This window comes from Vibrio sp. S9_S30 (genome assembly GCF_014694455.1).
Classification (GTDB): Bacteria; Pseudomonadota; Gammaproteobacteria; order Enterobacterales; family Vibrionaceae; genus Vibrio.
The window spans coordinates 1-14,809 of the sequence record NZ_JAAUWT010000036.1; the positions used below are offsets into that span (position 1 = coordinate 1).

The 14,809-nt window shown below is 44.2% G+C and carries 17 protein-coding genes; 12 read left to right on the forward strand and 5 right to left on the reverse strand.

From position 1 onward, the window contains the following. Positions 1-65 precede the first annotated feature (65 nt). Together HC752_RS22815 and HC752_RS22820 are read left to right on the forward strand one after the other, a co-directional pair. Positions 66-1,010 carry a DUF945 family protein gene (locus HC752_RS22815; protein WP_190337503.1) on the forward strand — a complete coding sequence of 315 codons (945 nt, stop codon included), beginning with the start codon at positions 66-68 and terminating at the stop codon, positions 1,008-1,010. Positions 1,011-1,013: 3 nt separating this feature from the next. Continuing rightward, the gene (locus tag HC752_RS22820) at positions 1,014-1,253 is read left to right on the forward strand and encodes a hypothetical protein (RefSeq protein WP_190337504.1); all 240 of its coding nucleotides are present in this window, start codon (positions 1,014-1,016) and stop codon (positions 1,251-1,253) included. A gap of 58 nt (positions 1,254-1,311) precedes the next feature. Here the strand turns inward: HC752_RS22820 and HC752_RS22825 are convergent, their stop codons facing one another. Continuing rightward, positions 1,312-1,809, reverse strand: a complete 498-nt coding sequence (locus HC752_RS22825) for a hypothetical protein (RefSeq protein ID WP_190337505.1) — start codon at positions 1,807-1,809, stop codon at positions 1,312-1,314. 216 nt (positions 1,810-2,025) lie between these two features. Next, positions 2,026-2,469 carry a hypothetical protein gene (locus tag HC752_RS22830; RefSeq protein WP_190337506.1) on the reverse strand — a complete coding sequence of 148 codons (444 nt, stop codon included), beginning with the start codon at positions 2,467-2,469 and terminating at the stop codon, positions 2,026-2,028. An 87-nt stretch (positions 2,470-2,556) separates the two neighbouring features. Between HC752_RS22830 and HC752_RS22835 the strand changes: the two genes are divergently transcribed. Next, a complete protein-coding gene (locus HC752_RS22835) occupies positions 2,557-2,829 on the forward strand; it encodes a hypothetical protein (protein WP_190337507.1) in 273 nt (90 codons plus the stop codon). 112 nt (positions 2,830-2,941) lie between these two features. Beyond that, entirely contained in the window at positions 2,942-3,430 is a 489-nt protein-coding gene (locus HC752_RS22840; RefSeq protein WP_190337508.1) for a lytic transglycosylase domain-containing protein, read from the forward strand. Positions 3,431-3,484: 54 nt separating this feature from the next. Here HC752_RS22840 and HC752_RS22845 read toward each other — a convergent pair whose 3' ends face one another. Next, entirely contained in the window at positions 3,485-3,796 is a 312-nt protein-coding gene (locus tag HC752_RS22845) for an HU family DNA-binding protein (RefSeq protein WP_190337509.1), read from the reverse strand. A gap of 194 nt (positions 3,797-3,990) precedes the next feature. Between HC752_RS22845 and HC752_RS22850 the strand changes: the two genes are divergently transcribed. From HC752_RS22850 to HC752_RS22865, 4 genes are all read left to right on the forward strand, one after another. Continuing rightward, positions 3,991-4,272 (forward strand): hypothetical protein, encoded by a 282-nt coding sequence (locus HC752_RS22850; protein WP_190337510.1) that lies wholly within the window; start codon positions 3,991-3,993, stop codon positions 4,270-4,272. Beyond that, positions 4,256-4,561: a hypothetical protein gene (locus tag HC752_RS22855; protein ID WP_190337511.1), complete on the forward strand. Its 306-nt coding sequence runs from the start codon at positions 4,256-4,258 to the stop codon at positions 4,559-4,561. The genes HC752_RS22850 and HC752_RS22855 overlap by 17 nt, the downstream gene beginning before the upstream one ends. A gap of 128 nt (positions 4,562-4,689) precedes the next feature. Further along, entirely contained in the window at positions 4,690-5,187 is a 498-nt protein-coding gene (locus HC752_RS22860) for an H-NS family histone-like protein (RefSeq protein ID WP_190337512.1), read from the forward strand. A gap of 115 nt (positions 5,188-5,302) precedes the next feature. Next, positions 5,303-5,611 carry a hypothetical protein gene (locus HC752_RS22865; RefSeq protein WP_190337513.1) on the forward strand — a complete coding sequence of 103 codons (309 nt, stop codon included), beginning with the start codon at positions 5,303-5,305 and terminating at the stop codon, positions 5,609-5,611. 125 nt (positions 5,612-5,736) lie between these two features. Here HC752_RS22865 and HC752_RS22870 read toward each other — a convergent pair whose 3' ends face one another. Both HC752_RS22870 and HC752_RS22875 read right to left on the reverse strand, forming a co-directional pair. Continuing rightward, a complete protein-coding gene (locus tag HC752_RS22870; RefSeq protein WP_190337514.1) occupies positions 5,737-6,942 on the reverse strand; it encodes a hypothetical protein in 1,206 nt (401 codons plus the stop codon). Then, on the reverse strand, positions 6,942-7,883 hold the full coding sequence (locus HC752_RS22875; protein ID WP_190337515.1) for an AAA family ATPase: 942 nt from the start codon (positions 7,881-7,883) through the stop codon (positions 6,942-6,944). The genes HC752_RS22870 and HC752_RS22875 overlap by 1 nt, the downstream gene beginning before the upstream one ends. 452 nt (positions 7,884-8,335) lie before the next feature. On the opposite strand from HC752_RS22875, the gene HC752_RS22880 reads away from it, so the two are divergent. The 4 genes from HC752_RS22880 to HC752_RS22895 all read left to right on the forward strand — a co-directional run bounded on the left by HC752_RS22880 (position 8,336) and on the right by HC752_RS22895 (position 14,390). After that, positions 8,336-9,817 (forward strand): hypothetical protein, encoded by a 1,482-nt coding sequence (locus tag HC752_RS22880; protein ID WP_190337516.1) that lies wholly within the window; start codon positions 8,336-8,338, stop codon positions 9,815-9,817. Between the two features lie 1,574 nt (positions 9,818-11,391). Next, a complete protein-coding gene (locus HC752_RS22885; RefSeq protein ID WP_190337517.1) occupies positions 11,392-13,341 on the forward strand; it encodes a hypothetical protein in 1,950 nt (649 codons plus the stop codon). A gap of 353 nt (positions 13,342-13,694) precedes the next feature. Continuing rightward, positions 13,695-13,859 carry a hypothetical protein gene (locus HC752_RS22890; RefSeq protein WP_190337518.1) on the forward strand — a complete coding sequence of 55 codons (165 nt, stop codon included), beginning with the start codon at positions 13,695-13,697 and terminating at the stop codon, positions 13,857-13,859. 12 nt (positions 13,860-13,871) lie between these two features. Beyond that, complete coding sequence (locus tag HC752_RS22895) at positions 13,872-14,390, forward strand: FlhC family transcriptional regulator (RefSeq protein WP_190337519.1); 519 nt, start codon at positions 13,872-13,874, stop codon at positions 14,388-14,390. Positions 14,391-14,809 lie beyond the last annotated feature (419 nt).

The following is a 14,809-nucleotide window of genomic DNA, read 5'->3' on the forward strand; positions in this document are numbered from 1 at the left end:
GACTTACGCGATGATTAAGGCGCTGAATAAGCTTACTGGGTTAGGTATGCCTAAAACTTGTCGTATTGACTAATAAATATACGACATGGGACGATTCTGTCTCTGAACTGAATTACGCAACAAAGCCACATAACACTGAAACACAGACCTTACTGGGTATGACTGACCACATCCAGTACGGACGAAACATTGAGATCTCTCCTATCCGCTTTACCGCTGTGGCGTTTGATGGCGGTAAAGACGCGGCGTTCTTCGCCACTTCAAAAGCAATCACTGCAAGTAGCCAAAACTCCCCTGCGATGATTTCCATTGAGGACGCGGCATTTTCATGGAATGGCTCACTCAAAGAATGCGAGACAATTTGTACTGGCACTCGTAACTTTGAAGCAAGCAAGCTTTCCCAGTTCGGCTCAAATGGAGCACTTGAGCTGGTGGCTGAAAACCTATCAGTAAAAATGGGCACTAGCCTGATGAATGGCGCATACTGTTTCACCTTCGATACTGCGGCAGCATCGCTTGAATCAGCAACCATTGATTGGGATCAGTTCGTTCTTCACTCAAGTACCGAAGACGTACAACAAGCAGCAATTGAGCAATTTACCGCTGATGTAGAGAAGCTAGTTACTGACGACAGTATTTCGTTCCTTGCACAGAACCACTTGCCAGCGATGTATGCTCGATTCCTACAGTCAGGAATGACATTAAAGGTAGATAAGTTAAACGTACTTGCTGAAAGCGGAGAGATTCACGGTTCATTGCGTATCAACCTGCCAGCTGACAGTATGCCTGATATGGTTCATAACCCACTGGGGTTAATCAAAGTTCTTAATGGCGAGTTGAACCTTACTGTCCCTGTAAACGAGTTCGATAAGTTGCTGGGCGTACACTCAGCGCGCTTTATCTTAGCTACTGGTTTTGCAACGCTATCTGATGATAAGTCAGATCTAAAGACGGACATCTCCGTAGCTAATAGCAGTGCAGTGATTAACGGGCGCCAGGTGTCGCTGTAAGTCATGATGGAAATAGCGACATTAACAGAAGCCTGCAATGAGGAGCGGCTGAAAGAAGCGGCAGAGGCAATGCTGGCAGCACACAGTAAGCATGCTGCCATGATCCCCGCCATTCTGGAAGTCAGGGAGACTTACCCAAAGTTGAGTAACGATGTTCTTGCCAGTCTGTGGTTAGGCATTGAGGCAAAGTCGAAAGATAAAGGAACAGTTGCACTGAGGTTGGCAAGGAGCACCAACTTCTAAAGCATCAAGTAAACAAAAGGCCGCATCTAGCGGCCTTTTTTGTGTCCATCATAAAGCATCATTGATTTTGTTTTGCCAACGGCATTTCGACCTGAACACGATTAATCAAAACACCTGCCACCTTACGAGTCATTTCACTTAACTTTTTTTTGTCTTTCACTGGGCCAATGTTGTAGTCAGCCATGCAGTCGTAGTGTCGCAAGGCAAAGTCGGCCACTGGGTTTGCATGCTCAACTTCGAACTGCTCTACACCGAAAACCGTCACACCGTCCTTTTCAAGAAGTACCATGCGACTGGACTTAGCTTCTTGGAAATTATCAATCGCAATCATGTCATCAATAGGGTTGGAAACGACACCAAGGGACAGTGAGAAGACCTTCCCGCACTCCGGGCAATCCCACGCCCACATCATCCAACCACCCCCCCGAACTAGCTGACCAATATCGACATTGGCACAATCACCGTCGATAGAGCGTACTTCATTACCGCATTGGCAGTGCATGTTGAACTGTTCGGAGCTAAGCGCCTCTACATGATCAAAGTATTTATCCGGCATTGTTTGCTCCGTTACGGTTGTATAGGTAGTAGTTAGCCGGCGCTAGTAATGCGTTTACTTCTGGCTCGTAAGCAAGCAGTTCGTATCCTTCAAGCAGTACATTGAGACCATTAGAGCAACGCACGTATGGACATAGTTATCTGGTGAAATGCCGCCGTCGGCCGCATCGAGGATACCTTCGACAGTTAAGTTACAGTCAGCCCACTTACCGGTGTTCTAAATCATGGTGAATTCAGACTTGAATCGTATAGCGTCTAGCTTAAAGCGCGTGATTGAGTGGAAGTTAAGCGGAAGTAGATGGTCTTGAACCAACTCTCCCTTTGTTTCTGTGTAACCAACAAAAGAGCGACTAAACACGCCAATAGGGTCTGTGTTCAACGTTGGGCCGGAAGCCATAGCCTCTTGTGCTTGTAGCTTGATCCATCGCCAAATGTCGTGTGCCTCTTCTGACTGAAACACAAATGCACCAACTACCAGGGAGCTGACAGCGAGCCCTAGTTTGTATCCTTTGATCTTGCCTCGAAATTTATCAAATTTTGTAGCTTCTGGGATGGCGTCTATCTGATTTATCAGCTTGTCGTTTTTTTCTTGTTGTGATGCAGGGTTAGCTTTGTCACCCCCTACACCAACTGTAGGTTGTGCTGTATTTTCTACCGTCATTCATGGTACTCCGAGCGCTCTGAAAGAATTGTATAGATCGTATGCTCTTGCTATGGTTCTTGCGAGTTAAAAATGGGGCGTATTGAAATGAAGGAAAATTTAAAAGACTCTGGGAAAATCCAGTTCATGAAAAATCGTGATTTATACAACTCTTTTGCGATGGGTGGTATTTACGCTATTGCAGGGCTTATGGGTGGTCAGTGGGGTTACATGTTTTGCAGCCTTACCATCTTCCATGTTGGTGTCCTCTACATGTCCATGCATCGTGAAAAGATGTTCGGGTTAGACATCATACCGCTATTGTTGCCGGTTGCTGTTGTTGGTTGGTTCTTCTACTCAAGGGTGCCAAGGCTTACATGAGCATTGGACTTCAAAACATTATCCACGACCAAATATTTACTTGGTTCTTCATGGGCATCGCACCGCTATTTGTCCAAAGAACAGTTCACCATGTGCTGACGGGTCGCAAGTAATGTTTGTAGATATTCCACCAGAAGAGCTCACCAAAGGGACGCCGCTTGCTCCAGTAGTGATCGAACAAAGCGTTGAAAGAGCAGCAAGAAAGCATGACTTCGACCCTACCCTGATGATGGCCATCTTGGATGTCGAACGGGGAAACAAATGTGCCGTCATTCGGAACAAATCTAATGGCTCTCACGACCTTGACCCCGGACAAGTCAATACCATTCAGCTCGAGGAGAGGTGGTTCAAGAAGGAATATCCGAATGTTACATGGCAACAACTCGCTTGTGATGTAGAGCTTAACCTTGAGATAGCAGGAAGAGTTTTGCGTCAGCGCTTGAACGAACTAAAGCCGGGGCAATCCGTTTGGAATGCTGTTGGGCATTACCATTCAAAGACTCACAAATATAAACTGATATACCTGCAAAAGGTGATGAAAGCGTATCGTGTAAGAGCCGAAAAGAATGGACAAGGCTATCGGGTTTCTTGGCATAAATGATGGTGAAGCTGGTGGGAATATGGGTGAACAAAATCACCCATTTTTTTCGTCTGATTAATGAGAAAGCCCTTTAACTCTCTCTTTCAGTTCCTTGCCGGGCTTAAAGTGAGCTTTACCGCGATAACCCGTGACAACGCAATCTCCAGTTTTTGGATTTCTTTTAGTCCCCGGCTCATACACGGATGCTGAAAAAGTGCCGAAGCCTCGGAGCTCTGTTCGCGTACCAGACTCAATGCCTTTGGCCACACCTTTCAATACAATTTTGATTGCTTGTTCACACTGCTCGATAGTCAGCCCGTTGTGTTTCTCAGCAAGTTTGATGGCTAAGTCTTTTGTTCCGAACTTGCCTTGTGTCTCATTGTTCATAGTCTCTCCCCCATCAGGTCTTACGATTACTATAAACATAGTTAGGAAATGTGAAAGACCCAAATCGTACAAGCTTGATACACGCGATGAGTAGTTTTAAGGCAAAAATCTCTCAGTTGTGCAACAACAGCTTGAATCCATCCCATTTTAAAAGGTATCCTTACCACACTTTAAAAATGGAGCGTTTTTAATGGATGTCAGATACAAAAGCTAAATCCACCAGCTTCCAATTTACAGAAGGCGCCAAGAGCAACGTCAACGATTTCAAGAAGGCTACAGGTCTAACGCAGCCAGCAATCATCAACCGCATCCTTGAAAAGGTACCGACTAAACAAGTCAATGAATGGTGTACTGACCTGATTGCAGAAAAAGAAGCTAAAGAGCTCGAGGAACAAAGACGCGCCGAACAGATAGCTCGATTGAGTAAACTTGATCCTGCAGCACTGGATAAACTGCTGGATGAACAAAACAGATAAGCCTAAGAAGACCTGGGAAGACGACAGAAAGGAGTTTTTCCAGTTGGCTAACGAGGCAGGCATGGTTGAAGATTTAGCGCAGTTTGCTAAGGCATTCGGCCGTTTTCAGGGTGCTTCCATAGAACTTAGTGATGGCAGATCTGCGAGCTATCAAGTGCCATCGAACATTCGCATGAAACCTGTTGAGAACCAGACTGAACGACCAAAAAATGGTGCTTTACAGGCACCTTCTTCGCAACAACCTCACCCAACCAATCAATCCGGTTACGCTCGTTTTCGAAATAAGTAACGAATTCACAAATTCCAGCTTTTTCAATTTTCAATTTTCAATTTTCAATTAAAAGTCCCCTATCCTTCGGATATACTCAACTTCGCATAACTACGTGTAATCAAGACAAGGAAAACAAGGGGGAACCAATGGCTGGAAAGTTAAAGGCAGAACCAGTAGCAGATTTTGCAACCGAGTTCGCAGATGTCATGGGCCGCGAGCGCCGCATGAGAAAATACCTACGTGACCGTACTTCTGGTGAGGTTCAACAAATGATTGATAAGCTCACGAAGCTTAAACAAGAAAAGGTTGAGCAAGAAGAGGCCATAGAAGCCCAACTCGAAGAAAAGAGACGGAATGTAATAGCTCTACGTGAGCTGATGGCAGAGCAAGGGCTTACAGAAGCTGATCTTGCAGATCCAGACTTTGTGGATGAAAGCACAACAGCTAAGAAGCCGCGTAAGGCTAAGTACCTCTACATTGATGCTAATGGTGACCGCCATGAGTGGACAGGTAAAGGACGTGCGCCAGCAATATTTAATGATTTGATGAAGTCTGGTGTAAACCTGGACGAGGAATGCCTCTCACGTAAGGTAGAGGAGCGTCTTAGCAAGAACCAAGAGCCACACCCAGGTATTGAAAAGTAAGCGCTTTATATCTATGTATTTCCCCGATCCTTGCGGGGAGAACCTTTAAGCTCCTTCTGTTAAGTATCCAGTTACCTTAACCTGAGTTCTGGATAAGTAGTAAAGGAGCTGGTCTATGACAAAAGCTCCTAAGAAAGAGCTTGTGGCCGGTGTAGATTTTGTTCGTTGTAATCTTCGAGCGATGAAAGCTGACCACCCAGACATTTTTGATCATCTTGCACCAATTAATGAAAAAGCTCGTGCAGAAGAAATACGTCACCTTATCAGGTTGGGATTGATGGTGAAGAATGGTCAATTGGGTGGAGCAATGGCAATGGTGCAAACCATGCCTGCAATGGCAGCTATGCCGACTCAAGTTCAACAACCTCACGTTGAACAGACCGAGATAGCAGAAACTGAGCAGAGCCCATCACAGTCAGAATAACCATTAGACCCAGATGTGGTTCAAATGGAAGAAACTGATTTGGACATGGGAGATGATCTTCTCGGTCTTTAACCAGAAACAAAAAAAGGAGCCCACAGCCCCTTACTTGTATTCCCTTCAATACCCTACTCTTCTTTGAGAGATTCAAGAAACTCGATCGTTGCAGCCAGGCATTGGTTAACTTGTTCTTTATCTTCCCAGTCAACAACGGCCCACTCTACTCCCTCAATATCCATCTGAGTAACGTCTTGAGTCAGGAGAGTTTTAACCGCAGAGGAAGACTTAATCCGGGGAGCTGAATATGAAGTTGCCTTTCTACCGCGCTTTGCTGGTTTCGCCGGCTCCAGCACTTCCTCGTTCTTGGGATCTTTTTCTTCTACTACTTCCAGAGCACCTGCAAGAAACTCAGGAAGCTCCCTACCAGCATCAACGAAGCATTGTGCTAGTAATGGGCGCATCGCAGTTTCGAAGTCTTCAACTTTCCCTTCTTTTACTTGCGCTTCTGCCTGGGTGATAAGTGGGTTCACCTTGCGGTCACTTAAGAAGCCAACACCACGTTGTATTGCATTCATGACTAGCTGACTAGAAGTAAGCTTCATGTATCTATAATAACTGTTTCTCGGAACCCCCAGCAGCTTCATCAAATCCTGAGCAGTAGGGTTGTCCAGTTTAGATTGAGCTTCCTCTAAGGCGAAGACAAAGGCTCTTAACTTTTCATGTAGCGCTAGCTTCTTTTGAGAATTGTTCTCTACGAACTGGCGAAGCTTTGGCTTTTCAGGAATCTTCCGAAGTACCTTGAATGACCAAACCGTTTCCCAGCCAACGTAGTACACAACAGAGTAGAACCGTCTGTGGCCATAAACAATTCTATAATCAACACCACCAGCTCGATACACTTCAATAGGTTGATAAAGGCCACCACCGGACTCGATTTGTCCAGCTAGGGCAATTACCTCTTCAACTTGCGATTGTATGTGGTGATAGAGGTAGTGGTCTTTCGGGGTCTTGTTGATGATTACGCCTTTATCCAACAAGACATAAGGCACATCCTTTCCTTCATTTGCCTTTAGGAAAGCTTCCTCCCCAGCCGGTTTAACTACAGGAAAGTCACGCGAGTTTGTTGAGTCTGGTGTTACTGTTGAGATAGCTAGGTCATCGTTAACTGCTTCTTTTGCTCCAGTTGCAATAACAACCTCTTCCTGCTTCTCCACAGGCATTTGCTCTTCGACCTGTTGCTGTTGACGTGCTTGTTGTAGCCTACTTACGCCAGTACGAACACCTTGTCGACCACCACGAACTGCCACAGGTTTTCTGTTCTCATCCTCAGCCATTACGCTGCTACCCCTAATCTCTTACATACAAAGTCATATAGCTTGGTCATCTCTGCAGTTGCTTTCTTGTCTTTCTTCAAGCAGAAAACGGTATCAAGATCATCCGGCTTTCTTCTTGGTTTGAATATTGTTCTGTTCACCAGGAAGAAGTCCTCCAGCAAAAGCTCATCTTTTATATTGTTCGCTGATTTGTAATTTTCTACATACCCCTCCAGCGCCATGTATTGCTCAACTTCGTTATTTGTCAGAGAGAGTGAGCTCGCCAGGTTTGGCACGACACCGACTAACTCAATGGGATCTGTTCGCTCCTCATTGTAGAGCCTGATGTTTTCCATGAGTTGAGGGACACTTTCAACAGAGTCGTATTCAAGCTGTGTTGGTACGAGGACATGAGAACACTGCGAAAGGAAGCCTTCACAGATAGCAGTCTTACTTGGCGGCGTGTCAAAAATAACGATGTCTACTTCATCCATTTCTGATTCTATTTCAAGGAAGCTTTGTGCAAGCTCACCAATCAGCGGGATGTATCCATCGTTGTGCATCACTTCATTCAACCTGTCTACACGTCCTTCAGAAGGCAGAACTTTGAGGGTTTCAACTCCGGCTACTGGGTAGTAAACGAAATTGCGATTGAAGAGAATGTCTGAGGATGTTGAGTAACCATTCCAGTTACCGTTCTCGAGAGCTCCTTCAACGTAGTCAGGATGTAAAGGTGGCAGCAGATAAGGAAGTCCTGTCTTTTGGACCATATTCAAAAATGTTTTGCTAGCGTTTTGCTGGCTATCTAAGTCGACCAGAACAACTCTTAACTTCTTGCCTAGCTTGTTAATACCACCAGTCGCAAGCAGATATGCGAGCCAGCCAGCAATTGTTGTCTTCCCTACTCCTCCCTTATGGTTGTAAACCACCAGAGAAATAGGGGTTCTTTTTAGTTTTTTCACTTCCTTCCCCTTGAAAATTCAATATTTTCAAAAAGGATACGGCAGCAAGTATGCACTATCAATGGAACTATGGAATAATGAGTGTAAATCGAGCACATTTTCATGTTTTTAATCCACTTCTTCCAGAAATGGATGCTCTATAGGCACAATGTGCAAAGGGACTGTCCCGCATTTAAAATTTAATTAAGAAGTGATGTAAATAAATGTTTCTAAAGTACTTTTCCTCGCTTTTGCTCAAGCATCCCGCGCGGGACACCTGCCGGAAATGCCTTTAGGTCAGTATAATTAAATTTTAATTTAAAACTATAGTATCTATTTGTTTTTATTGTTTTTTTACCATGGAAGCCAATGTATCCCGCGCGGGACACTTGAAACTATACAGAGTCAGGTTAAAGAAGATGAGAACAGGTGCTGAAAAGTGTGCTCACAAAAGAATATAAGGTAGGTGCCAGATGGCAGATGAAGTTGAAGTTGAAGTTGAAGTTGAAACAACTATAGACTATACAGAATTGGGTATGAATAGAGGGCTTAAACCACCCTTGATTCGAATCCCGGAAGCAGAAGTTATTGCTTCTCTTCGACGTTCATTGCCAATGTTGGATATATCCGAAAAACACTTGGAACTGATTAACAACGCGATTGCTTTGTGCCAGCAGCAAGAAGATGAGCACATTACGACGTTGCAAGAAGTTTCAGAAATAATGGGGGTATCTGTTTCTACAGCCCGTAACCACGCTAAACACCTCCACAATACAGGGGTGTTTAAGCAAAGATATTGCACCACTGATCCCAAGAACAAGAGACGCGGCCTACTCTATGATTTTTGTGTCCCTGACCTCTCGATAAAGCTCGAAGACGTTCAAGCTCGAGTTGAAGAGTCACGTCCATTGGCTCACATGAACGTTGAAGATGTGGAGTTAATATCTCAAGCCGATTTGGCAGATATGGCTTTCTGCGACCTCGTGACAACAGTTCTATTCGGAGCGCTTAGGTTTAATCAAAAAGGCAACCAGACCAAAATCGAGTTACATGTTGTATGGGGCGCAGAGAGAGTCAAAGTCGAAACAAGATCAGGTAAAGGAGAGCGCATAGCGCTGCTTAAAGATCTCAAATACTATATTGCTTCGATAACGGTTCTCGAAACGATTATCCGCGAACGGATTGTCAATGGTGAAGAGATACCAGAAACCTACAACATTCCGATGAACTCCATCCTAACGGTATTGAAGCTTCCGAAAACTGGAGGGAACAAGACGCAGGCTTTGAGAGCTATTCGCCGCTTGTCTGGTACAAGCTTCCACATGCATCAGCTTCCGAAGTGGTTTCTACTAAAATATGGAATGAGTGACAACTCGGTACTGCACTTGAACATTTTAACCTTGAGGTTGGAAGGTGAATCCAAGGAGGTACCTGGTTCACTTGTTTTGCAAATGCAATTCCCCCCAGAAACGATAGCCCAGATCAGGCGCCGGTTCGATGGGGAGACTGATGCATTTCATGAACTGACAAAAACACAGCCGTTTGTCTTGTCCGTGACAAATAACTTGGTTTTCGCCTTCAACCTGTGGTCATCTGCATACTTTTCAGAAACAGGCTTGGCTGTTATGGATTGGTTGGAGCTTAAAGATAGGACAGCGCCTCAGTTTACATTGCACGCATTCAAGAAGGCGTTTAGCGAAGTTCTTAAAAAACATTCAGTTCCAGCCACAACAATTTCGGGGTATACGGAAGCGGGTCAGGCTATTGAAGTGCCAGATGAAAGCTACGATCCAATCTATAAGAACGGAATAGCTCTAAGGGAGACAGCTAGTATTCTAGGAGTGAAGATCGTGCTGGATGAGCAAGAGTTCGTGTTGATGCCAGAAATAAAGCAGGATTCATTACTGATTCAAAACCTTGTCTCTCCATACTTGAGTGATCAACTAAAGAAGTAAGCGAATACATTGAGTGTCAAAGGTGCCATACGGCACCTTTTTTTTGTCCAATTCAAAGTGGAATAAATCTATGCCCATTTTTGTAATCATTGACCAGCAGGGAGCGGGATATGTGAACAAGGTATGCAAATGTGAAGAATAGGAGCACTCTTAGCAGCCGATGAGACAGGTATGCATCATTGGAACTGTGTTGAGGTAGTAGAACTAGGGGCAAGCAGCATGTGGAAAAAACACGTTTAAAAAAATGAAACTTTGAAAGGCACTGTTTTTCAGAATGTTAGTGTGAGTGATCGTAGCTACTGTCTTGGATAGTGGCATTAGCCTCAAAAAGGTGGAATAAACCCAGTTCGAAAAATGAAAACATGAAAACTTCCTCATATCCAGGAAGTTATGAACAGCCTATGAACGTTGTGAAAAAGCAAAGACAACCGTTGGATACCTACATGTGAATACCGTTACTGGTTTTCGGCGAGTGTTTGAGGAATACAGGCAGCATCATGCTAGCTCGTGTGAAGTTTCATTGTGAAAGCCCATAAATGCAAAATGGACCATAGATTTAATCCACATTTCAAACGGTTACAGATGGGAAAATTTGTATGTGACACCTCGAATGTCAAAGGCCGGATGCGACTTGAAGTAGTGTTTTGATCTTCTGAAACACAATGTTGCAGTTGGAAAACCTATAACAGATGTGTACAAGAAAAAACTGATCATATTGTGAACAGGTTAGCAAACTGGGTTTATATATTTATTCCACATCCATATGAAAATGTATGAACAGCAGGGTAGGGGGATTCATATTTCGTTTTTTTAATCCACTTCCACAGCCACATAGTACCGTACTCGAGTAGTCGTTAGCCCTAATGCGCTATCACAAAGCCTTCTACATCAACTGTTTCCCACGGTTTCAACAAAGCACAAATAAGTGATGAAATATCCTTAGATTGGCTGAGAGGCACGAATTTACTGGGTTTAGGGCTTGGGGGTTTTGTAGCTTGGCATATAAAGAACTTCAAATTCGATAGCTCAGATGTGGAATAAATCCATGCTACGGATTAAATCTATGAACTGGAATAAATCTTCGTAGTGGATTCAATTCATAAAATGGATCGAAAACATGAAGTGGATTATAAGCTTGATAATTGATCACGAAATTCGAATGTAGATCATCTTCTGATCTGCTCCAAGCCTCGCCAGACGGGGCTCTGAGGGCTTTTTAGGGTGGTTATGGGGATCGTTGATCTACTTGTAATTACTGTTATATTCATCTGTGACGTTCCATATATTCAAATCATGATAGTAAAAAAATGAAGTGTGGAACTGAAAGCTTAGAACTAGAAGAAGAGGGTTGCTTAAAGAGTAGCGCTAAAAAGTAAGCCAGCCTAATGGCTGGCCCCTAAAACGAAACAAAACCAAGATGTTCGCAGCTATCGGGTGGCATCCCGTGAACTGCTTGCCTCACCATAGATCATGGAGAGAATGGCTTTGTTGATACTAATTATACTACAGGTATCAACTCGGTCAAATTTCCACGGTACGGCAACCTATTGATCTAAAAAAGGTTAAAGCACAAGATGAAAAATAATGATCGGGCAAAAGCGAAGAAAGCGCTTTTGAGTTCGTTCGAGTCAACATATCCAATAACCATCGTTATGGATGAAGCAGACTCACGGCCAGAAGAAGTAGCCCTTACGAAGACACAGCTGTTTGAATTGTTTACTCAACATGAAGTTGTTGATGACAAGTCGACGACAGCTTTTATTCCAGGCACTTTTTCAAACTTGAAATCGCGTTCAGCAGAAGACGTACGACAAATCTCAATGATTGTGTATGACATCGACTGCAAGAGCACTTACTACCGTCTTTGTGATCTCAAAGAAAAGCTCTCATCATTCACCTGCATAGTTCATTCGACGTACTCCGCAACTTTTGAACATCCTAGATGGCGTGTGATCATTCTCTTGGATAAACCTGTTGAACCAGAACAGTTCGATAATGTTTATCGTGGGATTGCTAAGAAGCTAGACCTAGAGTTCGATCGGACATGTACAAACGTGAATAGATTGTTCTACTTACCATCTGTTTCTACTCATAATGATTTTGTTTATTCGTGGACTAATGAAGGGTCACTGATCTCTGCTAAACCCTTTTATGGTAAAGCTTCAAAGAAGAAAGTTACTAAGAGAACTACCACTGCAAAAACCTCTCTTACACATTCACAGAACAGAGGATACGTTTCCTGTAGTTCAGTCGACTTTGAACAAGTGGCTAAAAATCCAGTAGAGAGTTCAGGAGAGATATGTGGTTTCCCTGTCCCGAAGGCATTGAAAGCTCCATTCTCACAATCTGATTTTGATGAGCTGCTTTCTCATCCTGGAACTTGGCTGCAAGCTGCTAAACACCTGGGTTTTCCAGTAGAGCGCATCTCTGCAACCAACCCTTATTCGAAGTCGTTCTCATCTGTCATTCCGGGTGTTGAGGATAAGAAACCAAGCTGCACCATTGCATTGCTTACATCTAACAACAGAACTAGAGTCGTCTACCAAGCGTTTAATGAAACGCACGACATTGAAGGCGCGAGCGGTCCAGTTAAGATCGATTTAGCTCGAATTTATGCCATGATGCACTGCGGCCGACGTATCGAGCGTGATGCTTTCCCTGCTGGTACACACAAGGTTTGGCTCACAAGGCTACTAATTGCATCCGGGATGATCAATCCTGAAATCATTGAAGACCTCCCAGAGTTGCCGGAGGAAGCAAAGAGCGCTGAACGGTTGTATGTTGGCTTCCGTGACCTGCTTATGTGCAAGCGAGCATTTATGGAGCAAAAAAGCGATGCTACAGCTTTCAGTCTCACTTTCGCTTGCTATTGGTGCCGGATTGGTAACAGAAACACTGTCAAAAAGTATAGCCAGGCTCTACTGGATGCTAATGTACTCAGGTTCGTTGACCGGATTGACCTTCCAAGGGGCGGCTCTATCCCATTGATGATGCCGGCAGGGCAGAGCGCATCTGTGTATCGGATTAAGCAACGAGACGCATCTAAAGGTAAAGAGCGTAAGGTAGTTACTCAATCACGCGAAGATAAGAGTCCCGTTCAACATAATCAGACAACTACCAAAACAGAGCGAACCACATTCACTCCAGATATAACGTACATCGAATCACTGCAGAAACCGCCTACGACAGAGGAGCAAGGTTACGCAGAGCTACCACCGTACCTAGAGGATTCAATTTTTGATGATTCAACTGATGGTGTACAGCCAGAGATTGGGCAGGGCAGGGGGCTTGATTCCGTCCATGTCGAACCGGATAACCCTTGCGGCTCAATTGAAAGACTGGTCAAAGTAGTGAGAGCTCACAGTAACAAGCAGGTTTCGCTTGAGTTACTGCTTGCTGAAAGCAAGTTGCCCGTCGATGAAGAGCTGATTAGTGTGCTACCGCTCGTAAAACGATATGTTTCTGACTATGAATCCGCTTACTCTAGGTTGTTGAGTTACAAAGAGAAAGGTTTCGGAACATAGTATTTTTAAACTCCATGTGCTTGCAAAACTTTGAAAATCGTTGAAAGCGTAAGCGTCTGTCCGTAAAATGCTAGCTACTACACGTTTAAAATGCAGCATTAACAAATGGTCGGAGCACTATAGAAATCGGAATACTAGACAACGACAGCTATCGTTCAGTACAAATAGCACAAGCCTCTTTCATCCTATCTATGCGAGATTTAGCGCGGATAGACCCAGTTAGTGTTGCTTGCCTGTTCAAGATTACTAAAGACGAAGCCAGACGACTAGCCGAAACCCCAGTTCATGTTCTGGAAAAGGCACTGTATTCAAGCCCGCCTATCTAGACTATTAAAGGTCAAGATGGAACTTGCATGCGTGGTGCTAGCCCGATGGCAGCTCTTCTTGCTTCTTTGCAGGAAAGTGGTACCGATGCATTCCATAATACGGTTGCACATATCAACGCATTCTCTGGCCCGGTTAACAATGGCTCCCTTGAGCGCGATCAAGGGAGCAGTATGTCTGCGGTTGCAAGGTAGGTGAGCGAGAGGATGGCTGAAAACTGCAAAACAACCAAACGACGAACACAACCTTGGGATCCAGGCTTGTATTATGAGCAGCTTCGCCTTGCTTATGAGATGGCAAGCTTAGGTGCTAATGCGAATGTGCTTGACCAATATTTTGCTGTAGACAAGCGTTTGGAAATGGTGATCAACAAGAAGCTTGGTAAGTTCCGAAAAGGTGCTGGCTGGATGACAACTCATGTTGTTCATCGTGTTCATGCAAATATCGTTTACCGCATGTACTGTAATGCCGTACCTGAAAACGCGGATCTTGACAGGGCAATAACCGATAGAGAGCTTCTGTCATTAGCTCGTACATACTTGGTTCTGAACAACAACCAATATGTAGATATTAATAGAATTTACTACATCTTTTGCTACCTATCTGATGGCACATTCTCACGCAAAATTTGTTCTAAATGCGGTATGGATTTCATTTTCCACAGTGAGCGAAACTACAGCCTCTGCCCTTTTTGTGAGCGTGATTCCCCTCTGTTTGATAAGTAACCACACCCCGGCCGGTGTGGTTACCGTCTTTCACTAAGTCTTTTCAGAACAGTTTCATTTTTGCGTAATTACCACGCATTCAAAACCAAGTAGATTAAGTCCCCCTTAATACACCTAGTAAATCGCCACGCACCCGTTTTCTCTCAGGCAATATTCCTTGCTATGAAGACGAAAATCCTATCCGCAGCAATAGCTGCCTGCCTGATGGCGGCAATCACACCGAGAGCATCCGCAGCTGATCAAGCAGACGGAGGGCGTTCATCTTTTTACGATCGCAAAAGCGAGGGTTGGTTCGGCTTTGTTGCGTAATTCAGTTCAGAGACAGAATCGTCCCATGTCGTATATTTATTAGTCAATACGACAAGTTTTAGGCATACCTAACCCAGTAAGCTTATTCAGCGCCTTAATCATCGCGTAAG

Excerpts from the sequence above, each read along its gene's own strand:
- HC752_RS22850 (WP_190337510.1), top strand. The coding sequence starts at position 3,991 with ATGTCAGATACAAAAGCTAAATCCACCAGCTTCCAATTTACAGAAGGC.
- HC752_RS22860 (WP_190337512.1), top strand. The coding sequence starts at position 4,690 with ATGGCTGGAAAGTTAAAGGCAGAACCAGTAGCAGATTTTGCAACCGAG.
- HC752_RS22895 (WP_190337519.1), top strand. The coding sequence starts at position 13,872 with ATGGCTGAAAACTGCAAAACAACCAAACGACGAACACAACCTTGGGAT.
- HC752_RS22885 (WP_190337517.1), top strand. The coding sequence starts at position 11,392 with ATGAAAAATAATGATCGGGCAAAAGCGAAGAAAGCGCTTTTGAGTTCG.
- HC752_RS22865 (WP_190337513.1), top strand. The coding sequence starts at position 5,303 with ATGACAAAAGCTCCTAAGAAAGAGCTTGTGGCCGGTGTAGATTTTGTT.
- HC752_RS22845 (WP_190337509.1), bottom strand. The coding sequence starts at position 3,796 with ATGAACAATGAGACACAAGGCAAGTTCGGAACAAAAGACTTAGCCATC.
- HC752_RS22830 (WP_190337506.1), bottom strand. The coding sequence starts at position 2,469 with ATGACGGTAGAAAATACAGCACAACCTACAGTTGGTGTAGGGGGTGAC.
- HC752_RS22870 (WP_190337514.1), bottom strand. The coding sequence starts at position 6,942 with ATGGCTGAGGATGAGAACAGAAAACCTGTGGCAGTTCGTGGTGGTCGA.
- HC752_RS22855 (WP_190337511.1), top strand. The coding sequence starts at position 4,256 with ATGAACAAAACAGATAAGCCTAAGAAGACCTGGGAAGACGACAGAAAG.
- HC752_RS22840 (WP_190337508.1), top strand. The coding sequence starts at position 2,942 with ATGTTTGTAGATATTCCACCAGAAGAGCTCACCAAAGGGACGCCGCTT.
- HC752_RS22835 (WP_190337507.1), top strand. The coding sequence starts at position 2,557 with ATGAAGGAAAATTTAAAAGACTCTGGGAAAATCCAGTTCATGAAAAAT.
- HC752_RS22890 (WP_190337518.1), top strand. The coding sequence starts at position 13,695 with ATGCGTGGTGCTAGCCCGATGGCAGCTCTTCTTGCTTCTTTGCAGGAA.
- HC752_RS22825 (WP_190337505.1), bottom strand. The coding sequence starts at position 1,809 with ATGCCGGATAAATACTTTGATCATGTAGAGGCGCTTAGCTCCGAACAG.
- HC752_RS22820 (WP_190337504.1), top strand. The coding sequence starts at position 1,014 with ATGATGGAAATAGCGACATTAACAGAAGCCTGCAATGAGGAGCGGCTG.
- HC752_RS22880 (WP_190337516.1), top strand. The coding sequence starts at position 8,336 with ATGGCAGATGAAGTTGAAGTTGAAGTTGAAGTTGAAACAACTATAGAC.